The organism is Paenibacillus thalictri (assembly GCF_004307995.1).
Taxonomy (GTDB): Bacteria; Bacillota; Bacilli; order Paenibacillales; family NBRC-103111; genus Paenibacillus_AF; species Paenibacillus_AF thalictri.
Window position 1 is genome coordinate 184,095 of the sequence record NZ_SIRE01000013.1, and the last position, 20,203, is coordinate 204,297.

The following is a 20,203-nucleotide window of genomic DNA, read 5'->3' on the forward strand; positions in this document are numbered from 1 at the left end:
GTGTGACTAGCGATGGGCTCATATGTAGTGGCGGTAACCGACTACGGTTTCCCCGATTTGAAGCAGGAGGAAGAGGTGCTGCTGCCGCTTGGCTTTCAGTTTGCGACAGGCCGGTGCACAACGGCGGAGCAGGTGATCCAACTGGCCGGCGAAGCGGATGCGATCTTAACGGAGCGGGCGCCGATTACGAAGGAAGTGATCGAGCAGCTGCACAACTGCAAAATTATCGTCAGGTACGGCGTCGGCGTGGACAATGTGGATGTTGAAGCGGCGAAAGCCAGACATATTCCCGTAGTGAATGTGCCCGATTACGGCACGGGAGAAGTCGCCGATCATGCGATGACCTTGCTGCTTTCTTCGGTTCGAAAAATTCCGCAGGTGGTATCCCAGGTGCGCCGAGGCGTATGGCAGACGACACCGCAGCGGCCGATCTTCGGGTTTCAAGGCACAACCTTGGGTATCGCCGGTTTCGGCCATATCGGGCGCGATGTAGCGAAGCGCGCGCAAAGTTTCGGCATACGTACGATCGCTTACGATCCTTATGTGCAGGACGACGTATTTCGTGAACGGGGGACGGAGCGGGTCGATTGGGATACGCTTTTGCAGGCCAGCGATTTTATATCTGTGCATCTTCCGCTGACGGATGCGACCAAGCATATTTTTGACGAAAACGCCTTTGCCCGCATGAAACCGACGGCTTATTTGATCAACACCTCAAGAGGGGCGGCGGTCAAGACGCAAAGCCTGATTGAAGCGCTGCAGAGCAGCAGAATCGCAGGCGCCGCACTTGACGTATTGGAGCATCAGCCGGTTGCGCCGGACAGTCCGCTGCTCGCGTTGGACAACTGCTTGATTACAAGCCACTGCGCATGGTATTCGGAAAGCTCGCTGGGCCGGCTGCAGCGCCATGCCGCTCTGGAGATCAAACGATTGTTTAGCGGCGAACGCCCCAAACATATCGTCAACGGCGTTGAGGTGGGGGTATGAAGGCAATTGTATATCAGGGTCCGCGCCAGCTCAGCATGGAGGAGCATGAGGTGCCGCAAGCCGGTCCCGGTGAAGCTATCGTCAAAGTGGAAGCGGTCGGTATATGCGGCAGCGAGCTGGAAGGTTATCTCGGGCACAGCAGCGTGCGGGTTCCGCCGCTGGTCATGGGACACGAGTGCTGCGGCACGATTGTCGACGCTTGCGGTGCTGATGGAGCTGCAGCCGCGAATTGGTCTGCGGGGGACAAAGTAGTGGTCAATCCGCTGATCAACTGCGGGAGCTGCGACCGCTGTCTGGCGGGTAAAACGCATCTCTGCCGTCACCGTGTGCTGATCGGCATCCATCGGCCCGGCGCTTTTGCGGAGTATGTCAAAGTGCCGCTGCAGAGCCTGCTGGTCGTGCCAAAAACGCTGGATTCGTCGCTTGCTTCTTTGGCCGAGCCGCTGGCAGTTTGCATACATGCGCTGAAGTTAGGTTTGCGCCCTTTTGGAGAACTGCTTATCTTTGGCGCTGGAGCGATCGGATTGTTGACGTTGCAAGCGGCGCGGAACATGGGGGCTCAGCGGATTTTGGTCGTAGACCGGCAGGAAGCGAGGCTGGGCCATGCCGCGGCGTTAGGCGCAGATACGGCGACGCCGGAGCAGTTGGAAGCGAAGTTAAGCGAGTTGGCCCCGGGGGGCATCGACACGATCATCGATTGTGTCGGCGTAACCGCGACGAGGCAGCAAGCGCTGCAATGGATCAGTCCGGGCGGGATCATCGTGCTGGTAGGCTTAGGCCACGACGAATCTCCGCTGCAATTAAACCGCCTAATCCGCCAGGAGGTTGCTCTGTTTGGCTCTTATTCGTATACCCGCGAAGATTTTACCCAAGCGGTTCGGCTGCTGACCGGCGGCAAAATCAGCATGGATCGTTGGACCGGAACGTGCCGCTTAACCGAAGCACCGGACGCCTTTCACGTGCTGGCGGAAGGATCATCCCCGTTCAGCAAAATCATTCTTCATCCGTAAATGGGCTCCAAACCATAATGAAGGAGGCGGGTGCGATGAGATTTAAAGACAAAGTGTTTATAGTGACCGGCGGCGGAACCGGAATCGGGAGGGCTACAGCCATCCGTTTGGCCAGTGAAGGGGCCAGCGTGGTTATCGCCAACCGATCCGAAGCAAATGCCCGGGAAACGTTGGAGCAAATTACCGGCATGGCCGGAAAAGCCATCTTTGTCCAAACCGATGTCGGACAACACGACGATATTGTGCGGTTAGTCCAAGCGGCAGTGGACACTTACGGACAGTTGAACGGCATCGTTCACAGCGCCGCAGTGGAATCGCTGCATGGCGTTGTCGATTTGCCGGTGGAAGAATGGCATAGGACCATCAACGTGAATCTAACTTCGGCGTTCCTGCTTGGCAAATACGGCATTCCTTTGATGATTCAAGCCGGCGGAGGGGCGATAGTCAATGTCGCTTCCGTGCATGCCCAAGCGACGATCAACCAATATGCCGCGTATGCAGCTTCGAAGGGCGGGCTGATGGCGCTCACCCGCAGCATGGCAATCGATTACGCCAAGCAGGGGATACGCGTCAATGCGGTTTTGCCGGGAGCTACTTTTACCGGGATGTTGAACCGCTTTGCGGAGTTGGGCGGCGTGATGAACGCGAATTTACACGAAGCATGGAAAGACGAGCAGCCGCTGGGCCGGATCGGGGAACCCGGGGAAATCGCCAATTTGATCTGTTTCTTAGCCAGCGACGAAGCCACATTTATGATCGGCTCCGGCGTTGTTATCGACGGCGGCATGCTGGCGCAATTGTAACCGAACCATAACATGATATATTGCGGGGTGCATACAAAATGATAGGTACAAAGTATTCATCGGAAAAAAGCTCCTATGTTGATGAAAAAACAGGCCGAACCATATGGCAGTTAACGGCCGGCTCAGCCAATAACGTGCATTTGTATTTTACGGACAATTCCTTTTCGATCGGGGATACGGAAATTTACTTTTTGTCGGATCGGGGAAACGAGCGGAATACATATAACTTTTTCCGCATGGAGCTGGCAACGGGGGAAATGACCCAGATGACCGACGAGCCGGGAGGGATCGGATACAGCACCAAAACGCCGGACAGCGAGCTGCTCGTCTATGTGGCGGGCAAACAGATCAAAAAGCTAAACACCCGTACCGGCGAAATCAGCGTCATTTACGAAGAAACCGAAGGCATGACGTTGTGGTCGCCGTTTATCAGCCCGGACAAAAAGCGGCTTGGCTTTTGCCGCAACGAAGAAGTGTCCGTCATTTACGGCAACAACTACACCGGCTTCAAAGAAACGATGTATGCGATCAAACGCGGATACGTCACCATCGCTCATATGGACGGCTCCGGGGCTTATAACGCTTTTGAAGATACGCATTGGCTTGCGCATTTTCAATTTTCCCCGCATAACAGCAATCTGGCGATGTTTTGCCATGAGGGTCCGTGGAACGTGGTTCATCAGCGCATTTGGCTGCTGGATCTGTCAACAGGCAAGGTGAAACCTTGTTTCCGGCAAGCGGAGGACGATAGTGTCGGACATGAGTTTTGGACGCGGGATGGGAATATCTTTTTCGATAACCGCAGGAAAGGCCACGACGGCACGATCACCTCAAACCGCACACAGGTGACCGAAATTACCGAGGAAAGCGGGCAAATCCCTTATATCGGCTTGGCCGATGAGCACGGCGAAGTGATCAAGACGATTCCGATGCCGTTTTATTGCAATCATTATCACGCCAACAATGACAACAGCCTGCTGGTCGGGGACGAAGTGGACGATTTGGTCATGATCGCATTAACCGGCGATGAACCGGAATTAACCACCTTATGCACACATCATACGTCGTGGAGCTCGCAGAAAACGCATTGCCACCCGACCTTCAGCTGGGGCGGAGACCGGCTGCTGTTTGCCTCCGACCGAAGCGGCGCGATCCAGCTGTATTTGCTGGAGCTGTAAGAGCAAACACTTATGTTTGGCGAATACGACATACAGACTGCTTCGCAATTTGAGCTGATCCAACATTGCCGCTAGCGGGGTAAAGCAAAGTATCTTAGCCGCAAACAATCGCAAGCACCATAAGCTGTTCCGCAAGGTCCGGGAAAGGGCCCTGCGGAACAGCTTTTTTTGGTGCACAGCCGACACCGCCTTCAATCATAGGCCCTTCTTTTGGTGTACAAAGGCTGACTTTTCATAGTGCCCCGGCACTTGAATCGTCAGCCTGTCGTGCGGATTATCCAACGCCGTCACTTTCTAACAAGGAATAAAAATGATCACGGTCTTCATTATCAAATTTGCCAATTGTCCGTACCCTTACATATTCGTGTCCGCCATACATGTCAATTTCCTCACCGTACTTATTGTAGAGTGCAATCATATTGCCATTCTGGTTCAACTCCATGTACCCGTAATATGCTGCTTCAGGTGCTTCACTGTAAAAAAGTGTGAATCTGATTTTGATCACTTTGTGCATGCAGAGTCTCCTTTTTGATCCTTCGTATTGGCTCTGAAGTTATACAGGATCCTCCACAAAATGTCAATACGTCCTATATTATATATTAGCTTAATGTCCGCTCAGATGATTTAAATCCGCTTTATGGGGACCTTTATATGTTTTCTTCGGTTATTAATTCTTCTACCCGATCCCTTCTGGTGTACATGTCGTACCAAACGTCGGCGATTTTGTCTTGAACTCCCGAATTCGGCTGCAGCCAAATTCCGATGGAAAGGTGCCCTGCATAAATCCCTTTATCCTTTAATTCGCTGTTCAAATTGAAAATGTAATTGCGAAGGCCGGACATGGCAATTCCGATATTGCCCATCATCGGCATGGGATGAATGGCCGATCTGCCCGTTGTAAACAACAGGGCGCCGCTTTGCTTATCCAACATATCCGGAAGCACTTCCCGAACACTGGATATCGCGCCTAAAACGTTAAATTGAAATTGGAACAGCGCGTTTTCTTCTGTTACATCCAACGGTTTGGCTAATGTAGCGAAACCCGGCGTTGGACTGTATTCAAGCACATCTATAAACCCGTATTTCTCTTTGATCGCTGTGAAAGCTGTATGTATTTGGGTTTTATTTAAAATATCCGCTTGAAACGCCGCCGCTTCAATGCCTAGTTGCTCCAGTTCAGTAACCAGCTGGTTCAATTTTTCTTCGTTACGGGCTATAAGGGCTATACGAAATCCATGTTGTCCAAACTTCTTCGCAATCGACATTCCTACTCCGGGGCCTGCTCCAACAATGGCTATTGTTTTCATTTAGCATCTCCCTTTCATTGATCTCACTACTCTTTTCAGAGAATTCAACACATAGCTGCGTTATCCTGCTCAGTTATTTATCGTTCCTCGAGGGAGTTTGACAGCTGCCCTTCTTTTTTACCCGCTAACATGCCAAGCTTCTGAATCGGAACGCTGAAAATGATCAGTATTGCCGCAAGACAGTCCGTAACGGTCAGCTTTTCACCCAATAACAAAACGATAAAAACAAGAGTCACAAATGGGGTGAAAAACGTGAAACTTGCAATTAAAGAAGCCGAAGAATATTTCAACGCCCGAAAATACAAGAAAAATCCAAGTACAATATTGCTCATGCTCAACCATGAAACACCGAAAAAGTCTGTTTGTTGAGGAACGATAAAGCGGGAGGACGTAAGCAGAGCCCCGGCCGATAAAACAAAAGCAATAATGGTTATAAAAAAAGTGCTGGCCAGCAGCTCTTTCTGGTTTTTCTTAATGAGGTTCGTAAACAGCCCCCAACTTATTGCAGCTAAAACCGCAAATAGGTCCCCCTGGAAGTTCGTGAAATTGATATTTGCCAAATCCCCTTTTGTTATAAGCAGAAAGGTGCCCATAAAACCCATAACTACCGAAATCATTTTATATAGGTTTAATTTCTCTTTATGGATGGGAATAGCAAGCAGAACAATAAAAATGGGAAATAAATAATTCAGCATGGACGCTTCTACGGCCGGGATGAGTTCAAGAGATTTCAAGTAAAAAAAATCGTAAAGAAAAGTAAGCGTACCGCACGAAAGCAGCAATACGATTTCAGAAAATTTCCAAGAGCATATCGAGCGTAATTGCCCCTTGAAAAGAAAGATGACAAAAAATGCAATAACCCCGATTCCATACATATAAAACATGACTTGATAGCTGTCTAGATGATTTAAGAGCAGCTTGCCTACGGCAGCTAATGACCCCCACATCAGCAGTAAAATCGGCATCAAAACAAATGGGTTTTGGGACGCTTCCAATTTTGCGCCTTGCCTCTTCATGATCGTGTTTTGTCTCCTTCACACTAAACTTTGCTGTTTAGTTTACAGTATACATAGTGTTTTAGGCTACTCATTATTGCTGATAGCTGCCGTTGATTCAAAGAAACCATGGAGCAGCCGCCGCGGCAATCTGTCCCTTGGTCATCATCTCACTTGCTTTTTAGCCAAATAGTTCATGTGTTAGGCAAAATATGCATTTTCACTATTATGGATGTATCTTTATAATGTAAGAAGTGGAATACAGCTAGCTTTGAATAAGATACGACATAACTCTAAGATGAAGACGGGTGCTGTTCATGAGTTTATTTGTGCGAGAGGCGTCATTTTACAAAAAGTTTTTTACATTGACGCTGATCATCGGTTTACAAAATATTATTACTTTCGGGGTCAACTTATCCGACAACTTGATGATCGGAGGTTACAGTGAATCGGCGTTATCTGGTATCGCGATAGCCAATCAAATTCAGTTTGTACTGCAAATGCTCGTCATGGGGGTAAGTGAAGGGCTTGTCATCATGGCGTCCAGATATTGGGGGGCAAATGACGTCGGGTCAATTAAGAAGATTGCCAGCATAGGAATGCGCCTTGCGATTCTTGTAGGATTGGTGATGTGGCTTGTCGTTTTTTTCTTTCCTCAAAACTTGCTGTCTTTATTTGCAAATGATCAAAGCGTTATTTCTGAGGGCACCAAATTTGTAAAGATCATCTGCTTCTCATACATATTTTTTTCCGTTACCAGCATACTGCTTGCGACATTGCGGAGTGTGGAGACGGTAAAGATCGGGTTTATTTTGTCCTCGACCACACTCATCATTAATGTGTGCCTGAATTATGTTTTGATCTATGGACATTTTGGTTTTCCGAGTCTGGGCGTGCAGGGATCAGCCATAGCAACCTTAACGGCAAGAATCATTGAACTGCTCATTGTCTGCATCTTCGTAAAGCGTTTTGACCGGAAAATCTATTTGAAACTGCGTGATTTCTTTACGATCGAGATGGGCTTGTTTAAGCAATATGTCAAGTTGGGTTCACCTATTCTGATGTCCAATTTTCTCTGGGGGATTGCTATGGCGACACAGACATCCATACTGGGGCATATGGGTGCGGCTGCGATTGCGGCAAACAGCATAGCGACAACCATCTTCCAGATTGTATCGGTCGTTGTTTTTGCCTCGGCAAGCGCTACTACGATCGTCATCGGCAAAACGATTGGCGAAGGGAATATGAATAAAATCAGATCATACGCCAAGACGCTGCAGATGTTGTATCTTATCATTGGATTAGGTACAGGCGCAGCCCTGTTTGTGACAAAGGATTATGTACTTGGCTTTTATACCATTTCCGCGGAGGCAAGAGACCTTGCCATGCAGTTCATGACCGTATTATCCATCACCGTGTGCGGAACTGCTTATCAGATGCCGGCGTTAACAGGGATCGTACGCAGTGGAGGGGATACCAAATTTGTTTTATACAATGATACTATTTTCATGTGGTTGATTGTTCTTCCGGCTTCGGCACTTTGTGCTTTTGTGTTTAATTTTTCGCCATTGATTACATTTATTTGCCTGAAATCGGACCAAATCCTGAAATGTTTTGTAGCTATTGTAAAAGTAAATCGATTCAAATGGATCCGGGCTTTCGATTCTTATTCGCCGGAAGCGAAAAAAACGGCGGTGTAGTGAAAAAGAGGAAAGGCCTGATTTCAGTTAAGAAATCAGGCCTTTTCCTTATTCTTTGTTATGGCGCGGCTCGTTGTTTCTCGATTCATAAGAATCGGCCAGCCTCTCAAGTGCCGGGCGAACTTGTCCCTCGAAGAGACCACCGTGGTAGCAATAAAGTTTCTCAATGTCGTACGCCAAAAGATGCCGAACGGATTGAACCGCCGCTTCCAGGTCCAATGTGAATTGGGGGTTGGCGATATCCAACTTGCCGTTTTCGATGACGACGGCATCACCGGCGATCAGCGTTTTACAGAGGGGGAGGTATAATGATATGTGCCCGGGCGTATGCCCCGGAGTGTGAATGATCTCAATGCCGCCGCACCACGGCAGCAGCTCCTTGTCGCTCACCAAGCGATCGACCGGAACGTGCTCGATCGTTTGTAGGAAGCGAACGAATTGTTCCGCCTGCGCCAATTCGTGTAAGGGTAACATCGTAAGACTAGCTTCTGCTTGCACCAGCCGCAATGATTTCTTTGTTCCGTCAATGTACGGGGCCTCAATTTCATGAGAAATGACTTCGATATGCGGGTAGGACCTCTTCAATGCGGCCAACGATCCGATATGGTCCATATCGTCATGTGTCAGGATGATAGTTGTGATTGTATCGAGGGCAACATTCGAGCGGCTCGCGGCTTCACGAATGTGATCCATAAAATTTGGATACCCGCAATCAATGAGAATGGTATACTCCTCGTCCATTAGAAGCACCGGCGTAATTGTTTGAAGTTGTTCATTAAATTGAAACTCAATATCCAAAGCATGAATCAAGTTCATAAGTCCTCCTCCGAGTCTTTCAAAGGTAAATTGTTCTATTCAATTGACGAAGCTAGTGTACACTTTAAGATCATTTTAAACAACTTTATGATGAAAGCATGTAAAATAGAAAAAGGAATCGCTGCACCTTGGTGTTTGCGGGCAAATCATACTTAACAGGTGGTAAGCGAATGAGATTCACTTTTTTGCTGTTCATCCCGGTTTTATTCACCCTTTGTTTACCGAACGTCGCGCACGGCGATAACGCGCAATGGCTTCTGGAAGAAAATGACCCATCTATTGATTACACCGGATATTTTGGAAGTTTTCAACAACATGAAGCATCCGGAGGCGATCAATGGTCATCGGAAGATCCGGCTGCGGGCTTCACCCTTACATTTAAGGGAACAGGTTTTACCTGGTACGGGTTTACAGGGCCTTATAACGGAATCGCGGATGTGTATGTGGACAATGTAAAGATGACGTCCGTGGATTCATATACGAATACATACGATTACAGAAAAAAACTGGCCGAGATAACCGACTTGCCGTCGGGAATCCATATTGCGGAGGTCCGCAATACGGCGCAGCATAACGAATTGTCGGGCGGTTACAACTTGCCGGTCGACAATTTGCTTGTGGATGGGCAAATGATCCCACGCATTGAAGAGGATGATCCGGCTATCCATTTGACTGAGCCGTTTTATCCCTTCGACGATGCTCGCGCTTCGCAAGGGAAGCAGCTTTACTCCGAGTTTCGGCAGGCTCAAATATCGCTTACCTTCACTGGCGGCAGAATTATATGGTACGGGCTGAAGGGGCCGTACAACGGAGTTGCCGACATCTATATCGACGGAGTAAAAATGACGTCTGTCGATTCGTACAGCAGCACTTATCAATATAAGCAGAAGTTGGCGGATATAGCGAATTTACCGCTGGGGATTCATATTTTTGAGATTAAAAATACAGGTCTTAAACATGCAGCCTCCGGCGGAGTTAATCTGCCTCTGGATTACTTGCTTACGGATGGGAATCCGAGTCAGCGAATGGAAGAATTCCATCCGGCGATAACGTATTATAAAGAATTCGGCGGCTTCGACAATCCGAATGCTTCAGGTTCCAAACAGCTTTATTCGGGGCATACGACTGCAAAATTCATACTGCCTTTTACCGGAAAACGCGTGCTTTGGTACGGTTTTAAGGGGCCGTGGAACGGAATTGCGGAAGTGTATGTGGACGGTGTTCTCCGCACGACAGCAGACAGTTATAGCGACAAGTATCAATATCAGCAGCTGCTGGCGGATATTTCCGGACTTGCCGACGGAGGGCATGTATTGGAGGTGCGCAATACGAGCCGGAAGCATGCAATGTCCGGCGGCAACAATTTGTCGGTCGATTATTTCGTTGTAGACGGCAAAGCCGCTGTGGATTCGCACGAACCTAACAATACCTTGGTCACGGCATCCCCTATAACTCTGGATACAGATATGGAATCGTACATATCGGCAAGCGGCGATCAGGACTTCTATAAGTTCGTTGCCGACACAGACGGCATTATACAGATCAAGCTGCGCGGCCCGGCGGATTTGAAGCAATATACATTCGAAGTGTATTATGCGGACGGTTCAACGCTGTTTACGCCGGCTAACGGGGAAGACACGGAGAAAAGCGCCTCGCTTGTGGCGGAGAAGGGGGCGAGCTATTATATCAAAGTGTTCGGCATAATGCCGGATGACTATTCAGTCCATCCGTACCGGTTGACCGTTAATGAGATCGAGATGGATACCGAGCGGCTCATTCCTGCAGATGCCGGCAAGGAAGGGGAAGTCGCTCTTGCTTTTGGCAGTACGGTTCGCGGATACATTGCATCAGCGGGAGAGCGGCATGACTACATGGTATCCAGTGGTGCTGACGGTATGATCCTGCCCATCGAGCTGGACACCCTAAATCGCAACTACGTTTTGAGTATATCCAAAGCGAATGGCAGCCAATTTACCGATGTGATCAAAACGGAGAACAACCATCAAGCGGCGATAGTAAACATGGAGCCGAATGCAACTTATAACGTTCATATATCGGGCGCCACACCGGAAGATTTCAGCACGTTCGCTCCTTACACGCTGACCGTCGGCAGGCCCAAGACCGGAGGCACGCTGAATGGCGGCTATATAACGGCGGAGTTGGTTCAGCCGGGCTCGGCAGTGCTGAATAACTTGCGCTTAAGCGGTGAAGTTCATTACTACCGGTTCCAGGCGGATATTTCGGGCAAAATGTATTTGCGGCTGGAAGCGCCGCTATCGAAAAATTATGATCTCAGCGTGTACGACCAAGCTGGAAATGTAATATCCGGGGTGGCCAGCCAGCCTTCCGGCGCCGAATGGGGAACGGTTGCCGTGGAAAGCGGGAAAAGCTACTACCTCCGCGTTTCCGGAGCATCGCCCGGCAATTTTGGCAGCAAGGCGGATGAAGCTTATACACTAACAGTTGGCAGTGTTCAGGAGGACGATCACGAGCCGGCTAACGATAATTACCGGACAGCAGTGCCGATTGAAGCGGGTCAAAGCAGCTGGTCGCGATTATCCGTAAGCGGCGATCAGGACTACTTTCAGTTTCGAACGGGCACACAGCCTGCGGAAGCGCATATCCTCCTCGATACGACCGGCATATGGGGAGATCAACACTACGATATAGAAGTATACGACGACAACGGCAATCGGCTTCAGCAAACCGGCGCGGCCGGAAACCGCAATGAATTTGTGTTTGCGGCAAAGCCGGACTCCATTTACCGCATTGGCATATCCGGAGCTACTGCTGACGATTACAGCACCGACTTATATGAGCTGAGATTGGAACTGCGCTAACCCGTCGGGCGGGGCGACTTTGTGCGGGGGTTGGTGCCAAGGAAATTCGCAGCGTGACCGGCAGCCTGTCCGTCTTGAGCCGGATTGGCATGCCGCGTTAGGGCGAACATCGGAAAGCGATATGAGGTGAAACGTACGGTTGGATGTGCAAGGGGCAGAAATTCTCTGCCCCTTACTGTATTCATCACAATCCACGCAAAAAGGAGATCGCCATATCGGCGATGCGGCGGTGGCCCGCCTCGTTCGGATGCAGGCCGTCCGTCGTGAAGTTTGACAAGGTCAGCTTATTCAGCCCGCTCTGCGCGTACAGATCCAGCACCGGGAGCGCATAGATGCGTCCAAGTGCAGCGACGGCTTCGGCGTAATCACATAAGCGGTATCCGGCGGCGTTCACATAATGGATGTCGTAGCCGTCCTTGTCCCTGTGCAGCGGAGTCCATAAATTCAGTCTGCAAAGCGGATTTTTGACGAGGATATCCTCAATCAACGAGGCGTATGCGCCGTAGAACGTACACGGATCCAACGTGCCGATCGCGCCCAGCGGTTTATCGAGGCGAAAATCGTTCACACCGGCGAATATCGTCACACAGTCCAGCGTGTTTTCGATTGACCTGCCGACATGAGTTGTTGCGCCGTAATCCCGCTCGCCGCCTGCGGTCATCGGACAGCCTCCGACGCCGTAATTGTGCACGCGGGAGAACCCCAGCGCATCCTGGACGAGCGGCTGATAGCCGTTCGCCGCGGTTATGCTGTCGCCGAGCGTTCCCCACGTTTTTCCCGCCCACTTGCTTTTCATATTGCGAAATCCCCCCATATCTCCGAGAGTTAATCTAACCCATCCCTTAACATTCTTTTTCGAAAGTAACCGCCCCGGCTGCCACAGGCTGAATCTCATCCGCTTGCCCCGGGTGCTCGCCAAGCCATGCGCCTTGCTCGACCAGCTTGCGCTGCAGCTCCGCAATGGGCACCTCGCGGAAGCCGCCGCCGGTGTTTGCTATGGAAGCAGCGACTCCAGCCGCCTGGCCCATGGCAAAGCAATTCGGCATTACACGCAGCGATCCTTGCACCGGACGGTCGGAAGAAACGGCGCGGCCGGCAACGATCAGATTGGACTTGCCCTTCGGCAGCATGCAGCGGTAAGGAACGCCGTGTGATTCGCCTTTAGGCAAATGTTTGATTGTCATCGTGCTGTCGGCATTGGCCAAATGGATGTCGATGAAATAAGAGTTGCGGGCAATATCGTCCTCAAACGTGCGCATCGCCAAAAAGTCCTCGACAACAAGCGTGTAGTCGCCTTCAATCCGCCGCGTTTCGCGGATGCCGACCTGGTCGCCGGAATGGACGAGGCGAATGTGCTCAAAGCCCGGTACATATTTGCGCAGAAAGCGGATTTGCGTATCGATCAGCTTGCGGCCCTCAATCGCCGCGCGGGATAAATCCTCGGCGTTTGTTCCGTCGATGCCGAAAATATGGCCGAAATTGAAGCCTACGATAGACTCGGTTATCCAGGCCATGCCGGATATGCGCTTGCGTCCTTCCGGCAGGTCGCCGTTTTGCTGAGCTTGGGTAACCGTATTGACGAGCTGTTTATGCTCGCCGGTTTCTTCTAGAAACTGCTCGAATCGCGCTTGATCGGCGCCTGTAACGACATAACACATCGTCCCCGGCTGCAGCTCGCCTTGCTCTCCGCCGGATTGGAACGGCACGCCGGAAAGTGCAGCTAAATCTGCGTCTCCGGAGGCGTCAATGTACAGCTTGGCCTGCACGACGGAACGTCCGGATTTGTTGCTGATCACAAGTCCACTGATCCGGTCGCCGTCCAGCAGCACTTGATCCGCAACAGTATGAAACAAAATGTTCGCGCCGCTGCCCAGCACTTCTTCATCATATACGCGCTTCAACGTTTCGACGTCGATCGGGACCCAGTTCAGCCAGTCTTTATACTTGCTCATAAAATCGGCACCCGCGGCTTGCTTCATCTTCTCCAGCAGTTCAAGCCCAATGCCGCGGATTACCGGCTTTTCGCCGTCCGTGTACGGGCAGAATGCAGGCACAAGCGCGGCTGTACCCATGCCGCCCAGATAGCCGCGCTGCTCAATCAGCAGCGTGTCGACCCCGTTTCGTGCGGCCGCTATCGCAGCCGCAATACCTGCCGCGCCGCCGCCAAGAACCACCACATCAGGGGTATGGCTGACCGGAAGCTGATGGGCGGGGATACTGATCGTTGGCATTGTTGAAGCGGGTTGTTTTTTGGTTTCGGACATATGAATCTCTCCTCCTCAAGGTTTAAGTTCAAGGTTTAAGCCATCTGCTAATAATTATAAATTGCCGGGATGGCAGAACTAGTTTAAATTTAGTTTAACGAATACATAAGCGGCAGGGAGGTTCGGTTACATATGCCAGTCCGCAAACAGGTGACGATGCATACCATCGCCAAGGAGCTGGGCGTGACGATTCAGACCGTCTCGAAAGCGCTGAAGGGCAAACCCGGCATGTCCGAAGCGACGCGCCAACTGATCGTTCAAACTGCAGAGAAGCTCGGATATTACACGATGGATCAAATCCGCAGCCTCAGATTGGAGCGCATCGCGCCTTATCCTGCGGAGCGGCTGCGTTTCGTGCTTGTGCAAACCGCAGAATCGACCGGTTACATCAATCTGCTGATGCAGGGGCTGCACGACCGGTTTGCATCATTTGGCCATACGATTGATAAGCTGATGCTGCCCAGCGCAATCAAGGAGAGCGGCATGCCGAATTGGCTTGAGGAACAATCGCTGGATTATGCGGACGGCATTTTTATCGCTCCGAGCATTACGCCGAAGACATGGCTGCCTTATTTGTTCCGGCTGGACCGTCCTCGTATGCTGCTCAGCTTTCCCCCGCCCGGAGTGAGAATCGACAGCGTGATTTGGGACGTCTACGAGGCTACGTTCCAGTCGGTGGCGCATCTTCGTGAGCTTGGACACGAACGAATCATGTACATCGGGGATATACACTTACAGCCGGGGTTCATTTTGCGTTGGCAAGGATTTTGCCATGCAATGAGCATAAACGGCATCGAGGTTGACCCTGCGCGGCATTCCATTGCGGCACGCACCAGGGATAACCGGTGGGTGGATGAACTGCGGCAGCTTATCGCGGACGAACGTCCCAGCGCTTTGATTTGCGGGATCGATCACGAAGTGCACATCGTATACAAGCTGTGCGGCGAGCTGGGATTGCGGGTGCCTGAGGATATATCGGTCATCGGCTTTTTGAACGAGCAGCCGGATACGCTGCCCTTATTTACGAGGCCGCTGCTGCCGATCCGCGAAACCGGTTACCGTGCCGCGGACCGGATGTTGTGGCGTATCGCCAATTCGACCCTTCCTTACGAACATATCCGAATCCAGGGGGATTTTATCACAGGAAACACGACAGCTAAGCGATAATAGAGAGCTTATTACAGCATAGTAGCGAAAATTGTACCAGGAATCATAAGTTCCTCCCTGTCTTCAGATCCCGGCAGCACGATATAATGAGAGGAAAGACTGAATTTCACACTATGCTGGAAGGGGAAGTCACACATATGTACAAATTGGTCATTGTCGATGACGAACCGACCGTTCGGAACGGCTTACGCTCCTATTTCAATTGGGCTTCCTACGGGATTGAAATCGCCGATGAAGCGGACGACGGCGATGTCGCTTTGGACGTTATCGCGCGAGTTCATCCGGACATCGTCATCACCGATGTGCGCATGCCGAATATGGACGGCATACAGCTGGCAAACCGGCTCAGGGAGCGGTTTCCTCATACCAAAATCATATTTGTCAGCGGTCATGACGACGCAGATTACTTAAAATCCGCTCTCAAGCTGAAGGCGGTTGATTATATTTTTAAACCGGTCAATTTGCAGGAGCTGGATGCGGTCGTGAAACGGGTGATCGGCACGCTGCAGGAAGAGGAGAAGGAGCGAAAGCTGATTGGAGATATGCAGGTCAAGCTGGTGCAGAGCATGCCATTGCTTCGGGAGAAGTTTCTTATGTCGCTGATTCGCGACGGCATCTCCCATCCGGCCCGCATCCGGGAGCGTACCGAATTTCTGGGCCTCGATCTTCCGCTTGAAGCTCCTTATTGGGCGATCGCCATTCAGATCGATAACATCGCCGAAGCAGTGGAAAGCCGTTCTGCGAGAGACCAGCAGTTGCTTTCGTATTCGGTACTCAACATCGTTCAGGAACTGATCGACCGCGATATCGGCGGATACGCTTTTGAGCATCAAATGGGGGAATTCGTCGGCATTTTACGGATGAACCGGGATCACCCGAATGAGGAAGAACTTCTGTTTACGCTGGCCGGGCAAGTACGCGAGAGCCTGGACCGCTATTTGAAAATCAGCGTTACAATCGGCGTCGGAGAACCGATCTCGAATCTCGGCAGCCTGCCGCAATCTTATATGCAAGCTAAGGAAGCAGCAGATCAAAGATGGTTTCTCGGCAAAAATCAGATTATCTCCATGGACAATTTGGAGCAGGATGAGGACGGTTTTTTTCGGGTCGATCCGGCGCAAAGTGAAACTATTTTGGCAGCGCTAAGGGCGGCGGACGCTGGCAAGGTGGAAGCCGAGCTGGACGGCCTATACGCTTCGCTTGCCCGAAACCGCCGGGAAGGCATGGCTTACGGGCGCAACGTGAGTTTGCAGCTGCTGCTGCTTGCCAGCCGTTTGCTGCTGGAGCTGAACGCGCACGAAATCGACATGGAAGAGCGGGAAACCGAACTGATGGCCAAAGTGTTTCAGCAGGAGACGCTTGACGAGCTGAAGCGGCTTGTCGAACGGTTTCTTCTGCAAGTATGCCAACGAATCGGTGAAAAGCGGAGCGGCAAGTCGAAAAATGTGATCGAACGCGTTCACAAGCTGATCGGCCAGCGTTACGCGGACAACCTGCAAGTAGGGGACATTGCCAAGGAAGTGTTTTTATCGGTCACGTATTTGTGTTTGTTGTTTAAACAGGAGACCGGAGAGACGATTAATGAATACATGACAAAGGTACGGGTGGAGAAGGCCAAGGAACTGTTGAAAGATCCGGCCCATAAGTTTTACGAGGTATGTTATGCCGTCGGTTACTCCGATCCGAGCTATTTCAGCAAAATATTTAAGAAGTATACCGGATTTACGCCGAGCTCGTATCGCGATTATGTCTTGTAAGGGCGGTGAAGAAGCTTGCTGAGGTCCGTGATGCGGGCGTGGAGTTACCTCTCCATGCTGTTCAAAGGCGTCGTTGCTGCCAGGCGTTGGCTGGTCGCTTATTTGGTGCTGATTCTGATTCCCGCTTCACTGTTTATGTATATGTACTCGCAGAAATATTCGCAAATTCTCGAAGATGAAGTGACGCACACGATGCTTCAGACGTTAAAGCAAGCGGAAATCAACTTAAATTACCAGTTTGATACCGTACGGGACGTATCGAATACCATTCTGATGTACCCGAAGCTGCATGAGTACTTGCGGGACTCCGCATCGTTTGTCGATCAATTGGATGCGATGAAGGAGCTGCGGCATATGGCGGACAACGCCGAGAGCAATTCCAGCGTGTTCCGGGTCCGGTTGTTTGTTGAGGGCACCAAGCTGTTCTCCAATGAGAAAATTAACCTTTTTAATTGGGACACGATCAAAGGTGACCGTTGGTATCCCGAGGTCCTCAATGCGGGAGGGCTGCTGGTATGGGAAGGGCTGCATGCGGAAAATTATATCGACAAAGGCGAAATGTACGTGTTCTCGGGAGCGCGCATTTTGCGCGACCCGGAAAATTTCAACCACTTGTCAGGCGTGCTTCTGATCGACGTCACCGAAAAAACGATTGACGATATATTATCCAAAATCGAGCTGAACAAGGACAAGCAGCAAAAGGTGATGATGGTCGCTCCCGACGGTACGATTATGCTGCACCGGGACAAATCGCTGCTTGGCACGAAGCTGAAGTCCGCAGCGGCGCTGCAAGGCATCAACTCAGCGGCGGAAGGCATCATCCCGATCTCCGAAGATCAGACCGAGCTGTACGCCGTGTTTACGACGATGCGCTCCACCGGATGGAAGCTGGTCGCCGAAGTGCCCAAAACGGTCATCAACGCGCGGGCGGACTCGCTTAATCAATTTTCCAGTGTCGCCACCTTGCTGGGCGTTACAGTGCTGTTCTGTATCCTAGTCTTTATTTTACTCGCATTCATTGTGCAGGGCATGAACCGCAGGGTGAAAACCGTAATCAAATCGATCAAGCAGGAAGGCATAAGTTGGCTGGAGGAACGGGGAGGAACCGCTGAAGGCGACTTCAATCTGCTGGAGAAAACCGTCGATTCGCTAATTCACCGCGTCCGCGATTTGATGGAGGAAACGTACAAATCGAAGGTGCAGGAACGGGAAGCGCAGCTGCGGGCGCTGCAGGCGCAGATCAATCCGCATTTTCTTTACAATACGCTCGACACCATCAACTGGATAGCGATCGGGCGGAACGCTCACGACATCAGCCAAATGATCGACAGTTTGGCCAAATATTTCAGGTTGAGTTTAAATAAAGGCAAAGACTTCGTCAGCGTTGGCGATGAATTGAATTTGGCCAAAGTGTATCTGGAGCTCCAGCAAAGCCGCTTTCCGAAAAGCTTCGAGTTTGTTCTGGAGGCTGGCGCCGGAGTGGAGCAGGAAGAAATGCCGAAATTAACGCTGCAGCCGATTGTGGAAAATGCGCTCATTCACGGCATTCGGAAGTCAAAAGGGAAAACGGGCACCATCGTTATCAGAGCCGATATGGAGCAAGGAGACCTGGTGTTGTCCGTTAAGGATGACGGCATCGGCATGGAGCCGGAGCTGGCGCGGCTGCTGCTTACGGAGCCGAGGCCGGAAACGCCGTCCTTCGATACGGGAAGTTCTTACGGCTTGTATAACGTCAATGAGAGAATTAAGCTGTACGCGGGCGAGATGTATGGACTGGAAATCCGTTCCTCCCCCGGACAAGGAACGACGGTCATCGTACGTCTGCGGGGCGGGGGCAGCGAGACGGGCTAACGGTGAAGGTTTTCCTTCACCGCCAAATGCCAAGGAACGTATATATAACGAGCAGATTTACCGGAGGCCACTGAAAAAGTAGCGGAGCGATCGTAAGCATGATTCGCTTATGCAGCGTTCACTTTTTCAGTGGCCTCCTCTTAGGAGTTAATATTTTGTTAATAGTTCATTTAGATAGAATCAATAAGCCTCCATTATAATAAAAGACAAGGAAACGTTTCCGAATATGAACTAAAGGAGATTCAAAATGAAGATTAGCAAAAAAGCGATCCCTGTCCTTGCATTTGCCGTCGGAGCGTCTGTGTTTGTCTCAACGGCCTTTGCCGATATGCTGCTTGGTTCCGGTTACGACAGGTTTAAAAACTCTATTAAAAATACCGCCGCGCAGCTGGAAACCGGGCTGAACAGCTACACGATCGAAGGATTGTTCAGTTTGAAGGACAACAATCAATTGTTGCTTCAGTCGACCTTTGTTAATAAAGTCGAACCCGGTAAATCGGAGAACACTTCCTCCACTCAGACGGCGAATGGCGAGACGGAAAAACATTACTCGTATTCCGATAAGAAGCTGTCCGTCTGGAAGAGCGGTTCCGACGACAAATATTATGCGACAGAATATCCGGACGATATGAATCGCAATGGCGGGAAAAGCTTCGACAATCCTTTTAAAGAAAAGGGCGCGCAAGAGGTTGAAAAAATCGTCGATGCGATGGTGGGCAATCTCAAGGATAACGTACAGGCCGAAGAAAGGCCTGAGGGCGGCCGCATCTATTCGGGCAGCTTATCCGAAGCGCAGGTGCCGGCTGTTGTCAACGCTGTCTCCTCCTTTGGTTTCAAGCAGATGATCGGCCAGCAGGGCCGCATGGAAAAAGAGGCGAATCTCCCGAAAATCGAAAGCGATATTTTCGTGAAGAAGGTTACGGGTAAAGCGGTTGAAAACAAAGCCGGTTTATTGGAAAATGTGACGGGGGACATTGTTCTGACCGGCAAAGATAAAAACGGAGTGCAGCACGATTTATTGCTGAATGTGGCGGTGAAGTTGTCCGATATTGGCAATACGAAAGTGACGACACCGGACCTTACCGGCGTGAACGTGGAGAAAGTAAGCCAGGCCGGCGGGTTTAGCAGCATGCTAGTTGGAAAATATAAAAACAACATCGTTATTGAGAAAAATGGCAAATACGTCAAAATCGGCGAGAGAAACTTGGAAATTACAAGTGTAGAACAAAATAAAGTGGCCGGCAAATATTACGAGACGGTAAAACCCGGATTTGAAGCCGAATATCCGGATGCGTACAATTTTAATTTTGAATATAACCCAAGCCAATCCAGACAGATGTCATTGTTTACTTACACCAATTCGAAGGGCGAGCAGGAGCAAGGCCAGCTTCATCCGAGCGGTTCCGGAAAGCTGTATATTGATCTGAACATCGAAATGATGAACGGCAACTCGTACCGGTCGAACATGAATCGTCAAAATTTCGACGGGGAAATGATCCGCGTATTTGAAGAATAAGGCGCAGGCTGT

At 50.6% G+C, this 20,203-nt stretch carries 16 protein-coding genes; 10 read left to right on the plus strand and 6 right to left on the minus strand.

Annotated elements, in window-relative coordinates:
• The first annotated feature begins 12 nt into the window (after window positions 1-12).
• The 4 genes from EYB31_RS19420 to EYB31_RS19435 are packed head-to-tail and all read left to right on the plus strand — an operon-like array spanning window position 13 to window position 3,978.
• The gene (locus tag EYB31_RS19420; protein WP_131015065.1) at window positions 13-987 is read left to right on the plus strand and encodes a C-terminal binding protein; all 975 of its coding nucleotides are present in this window, start codon (window positions 13-15) and stop codon (window positions 985-987) included.
• Window positions 984-1,997, plus strand: coding sequence for a zinc-dependent alcohol dehydrogenase (locus EYB31_RS19425; protein WP_131015066.1), 1,014 nt, complete (start codon window positions 984-986; stop codon window positions 1,995-1,997). The genes EYB31_RS19420 and EYB31_RS19425 overlap by 4 nt, the downstream gene beginning before the upstream one ends.
• Window positions 1,998-2,032: 35 nt before the next feature.
• On the plus strand, window positions 2,033-2,800 hold the full coding sequence (locus EYB31_RS19430) for an SDR family NAD(P)-dependent oxidoreductase (protein WP_165452494.1): 768 nt from the start codon (window positions 2,033-2,035) through the stop codon (window positions 2,798-2,800).
• A gap of 38 nt (window positions 2,801-2,838) precedes the next feature.
• Window positions 2,839-3,978 carry an oligogalacturonate lyase family protein gene (locus EYB31_RS19435; RefSeq protein ID WP_131015068.1) on the plus strand — a complete coding sequence of 380 codons (1,140 nt, stop codon included), beginning with the start codon at window positions 2,839-2,841 and terminating at the stop codon, window positions 3,976-3,978.
• A 274-nt stretch (window positions 3,979-4,252) separates the two neighbouring features.
• On the opposite strand, the gene EYB31_RS19440 is transcribed toward EYB31_RS19435, so the two are convergent.
• From EYB31_RS19440 to EYB31_RS19450, 3 genes are all read right to left on the minus strand, one after another.
• The gene (locus tag EYB31_RS19440) at window positions 4,253-4,492 is read right to left on the minus strand and encodes a hypothetical protein (RefSeq protein WP_131015069.1); all 240 of its coding nucleotides are present in this window, start codon (window positions 4,490-4,492) and stop codon (window positions 4,253-4,255) included.
• Window positions 4,493-4,625: 133 nt separating this feature from the next.
• Window positions 4,626-5,285: an SDR family NAD(P)-dependent oxidoreductase gene (locus EYB31_RS19445; protein ID WP_131015070.1), complete on the minus strand. Its 660-nt coding sequence runs from the start codon at window positions 5,283-5,285 to the stop codon at window positions 4,626-4,628.
• 77 nt (window positions 5,286-5,362) lie between these two features.
• Complete coding sequence (locus EYB31_RS19450; RefSeq protein WP_131015071.1) at window positions 5,363-6,301, minus strand: DMT family transporter; 939 nt, start codon at window positions 6,299-6,301, stop codon at window positions 5,363-5,365.
• Window positions 6,302-6,645: 344 nt separating this feature from the next.
• Here EYB31_RS19450 and EYB31_RS19455 point away from each other — a divergent pair, with 344 nt between their 5' ends.
• Window positions 6,646-7,980, plus strand: a complete 1,335-nt coding sequence (locus EYB31_RS19455) for an MATE family efflux transporter (RefSeq protein WP_240762599.1) — start codon at window positions 6,646-6,648, stop codon at window positions 7,978-7,980.
• Window positions 7,981-8,028: 48 nt separating this feature from the next.
• Here the strand turns inward: EYB31_RS19455 and EYB31_RS19460 are convergent, their stop codons facing one another.
• Window positions 8,029-8,796, minus strand: coding sequence for an MBL fold metallo-hydrolase (locus tag EYB31_RS19460; protein WP_131015073.1), 768 nt, complete (start codon window positions 8,794-8,796; stop codon window positions 8,029-8,031).
• 170 nt (window positions 8,797-8,966) lie between these two features.
• Between EYB31_RS19460 and EYB31_RS19465 the strand changes: the two genes are divergently transcribed.
• A complete protein-coding gene (locus EYB31_RS19465) occupies window positions 8,967-11,636 on the plus strand; it encodes a hypothetical protein (RefSeq protein ID WP_131015074.1) in 2,670 nt (889 codons plus the stop codon).
• 184 nt (window positions 11,637-11,820) lie between these two features.
• Here the strand turns inward: EYB31_RS19465 and EYB31_RS19470 are convergent, their stop codons facing one another.
• The gene (locus tag EYB31_RS19470) at window positions 11,821-12,432 is read right to left on the minus strand and encodes an SGNH/GDSL hydrolase family protein (RefSeq protein WP_165452495.1); all 612 of its coding nucleotides are present in this window, start codon (window positions 12,430-12,432) and stop codon (window positions 11,821-11,823) included.
• Between the two features lie 46 nt (window positions 12,433-12,478).
• Entirely contained in the window at window positions 12,479-13,900 is a 1,422-nt protein-coding gene (locus EYB31_RS19475; RefSeq protein WP_420819455.1) for an FAD-dependent oxidoreductase, read from the minus strand.
• 132 nt (window positions 13,901-14,032) lie between these two features.
• On the opposite strand from EYB31_RS19475, the gene EYB31_RS19480 reads away from it, so the two are divergent.
• The 4 genes from EYB31_RS19480 to EYB31_RS19495 all read left to right on the plus strand — a co-directional run bounded on the left by EYB31_RS19480 (window position 14,033) and on the right by EYB31_RS19495 (window position 20,191).
• On the plus strand, window positions 14,033-15,067 hold the full coding sequence (locus EYB31_RS19480) for a LacI family DNA-binding transcriptional regulator (RefSeq protein ID WP_131015076.1): 1,035 nt from the start codon (window positions 14,033-14,035) through the stop codon (window positions 15,065-15,067).
• A gap of 137 nt (window positions 15,068-15,204) precedes the next feature.
• Window positions 15,205-16,824, plus strand: coding sequence for a response regulator (locus EYB31_RS19485; protein WP_131015077.1), 1,620 nt, complete (start codon window positions 15,205-15,207; stop codon window positions 16,822-16,824).
• A gap of 15 nt (window positions 16,825-16,839) precedes the next feature.
• Window positions 16,840-18,675, plus strand: a complete 1,836-nt coding sequence (locus EYB31_RS19490; protein ID WP_131015078.1) for a cache domain-containing sensor histidine kinase — start codon at window positions 16,840-16,842, stop codon at window positions 18,673-18,675.
• A gap of 247 nt (window positions 18,676-18,922) precedes the next feature.
• A complete protein-coding gene (locus EYB31_RS19495) occupies window positions 18,923-20,191 on the plus strand; it encodes a hypothetical protein (protein ID WP_131015079.1) in 1,269 nt (422 codons plus the stop codon).
• The last annotated feature ends 12 nt before the right edge of the window (window positions 20,192-20,203 follow it).

Excerpts from the sequence above, each read along its gene's own strand:
- EYB31_RS19420 (WP_131015065.1), top strand. The coding sequence starts at position 13 with ATGGGCTCATATGTAGTGGCGGTAACCGACTACGGTTTCCCCGATTTG.
- EYB31_RS19425 (WP_131015066.1), top strand. The coding sequence starts at position 984 with ATGAAGGCAATTGTATATCAGGGTCCGCGCCAGCTCAGCATGGAGGAG.
- EYB31_RS19430 (WP_165452494.1), top strand. The coding sequence starts at position 2,033 with ATGAGATTTAAAGACAAAGTGTTTATAGTGACCGGCGGCGGAACCGGA.
- EYB31_RS19435 (WP_131015068.1), top strand. The coding sequence starts at position 2,839 with ATGATAGGTACAAAGTATTCATCGGAAAAAAGCTCCTATGTTGATGAA.
- EYB31_RS19440 (WP_131015069.1), bottom strand. The coding sequence starts at position 4,492 with ATGCACAAAGTGATCAAAATCAGATTCACACTTTTTTACAGTGAAGCA.
- EYB31_RS19445 (WP_131015070.1), bottom strand. The coding sequence starts at position 5,285 with ATGAAAACAATAGCCATTGTTGGAGCAGGCCCCGGAGTAGGAATGTCG.
- EYB31_RS19450 (WP_131015071.1), bottom strand. The coding sequence starts at position 6,301 with ATGAAGAGGCAAGGCGCAAAATTGGAAGCGTCCCAAAACCCATTTGTT.
- EYB31_RS19460 (WP_131015073.1), bottom strand. The coding sequence starts at position 8,796 with ATGAACTTGATTCATGCTTTGGATATTGAGTTTCAATTTAATGAACAA.
- EYB31_RS19465 (WP_131015074.1), top strand. The coding sequence starts at position 8,967 with ATGAGATTCACTTTTTTGCTGTTCATCCCGGTTTTATTCACCCTTTGT.
- EYB31_RS19470 (WP_165452495.1), bottom strand. The coding sequence starts at position 12,432 with ATGAAAAGCAAGTGGGCGGGAAAAACGTGGGGAACGCTCGGCGACAGC.
- EYB31_RS19475 (WP_420819455.1), bottom strand. The coding sequence starts at position 13,900 with ATGTCCGAAACCAAAAAACAACCCGCTTCAACAATGCCAACGATCAGT.
- EYB31_RS19480 (WP_131015076.1), top strand. The coding sequence starts at position 14,033 with ATGCCAGTCCGCAAACAGGTGACGATGCATACCATCGCCAAGGAGCTG.
- EYB31_RS19485 (WP_131015077.1), top strand. The coding sequence starts at position 15,205 with ATGTACAAATTGGTCATTGTCGATGACGAACCGACCGTTCGGAACGGC.
- EYB31_RS19495 (WP_131015079.1), top strand. The coding sequence starts at position 18,923 with ATGAAGATTAGCAAAAAAGCGATCCCTGTCCTTGCATTTGCCGTCGGA.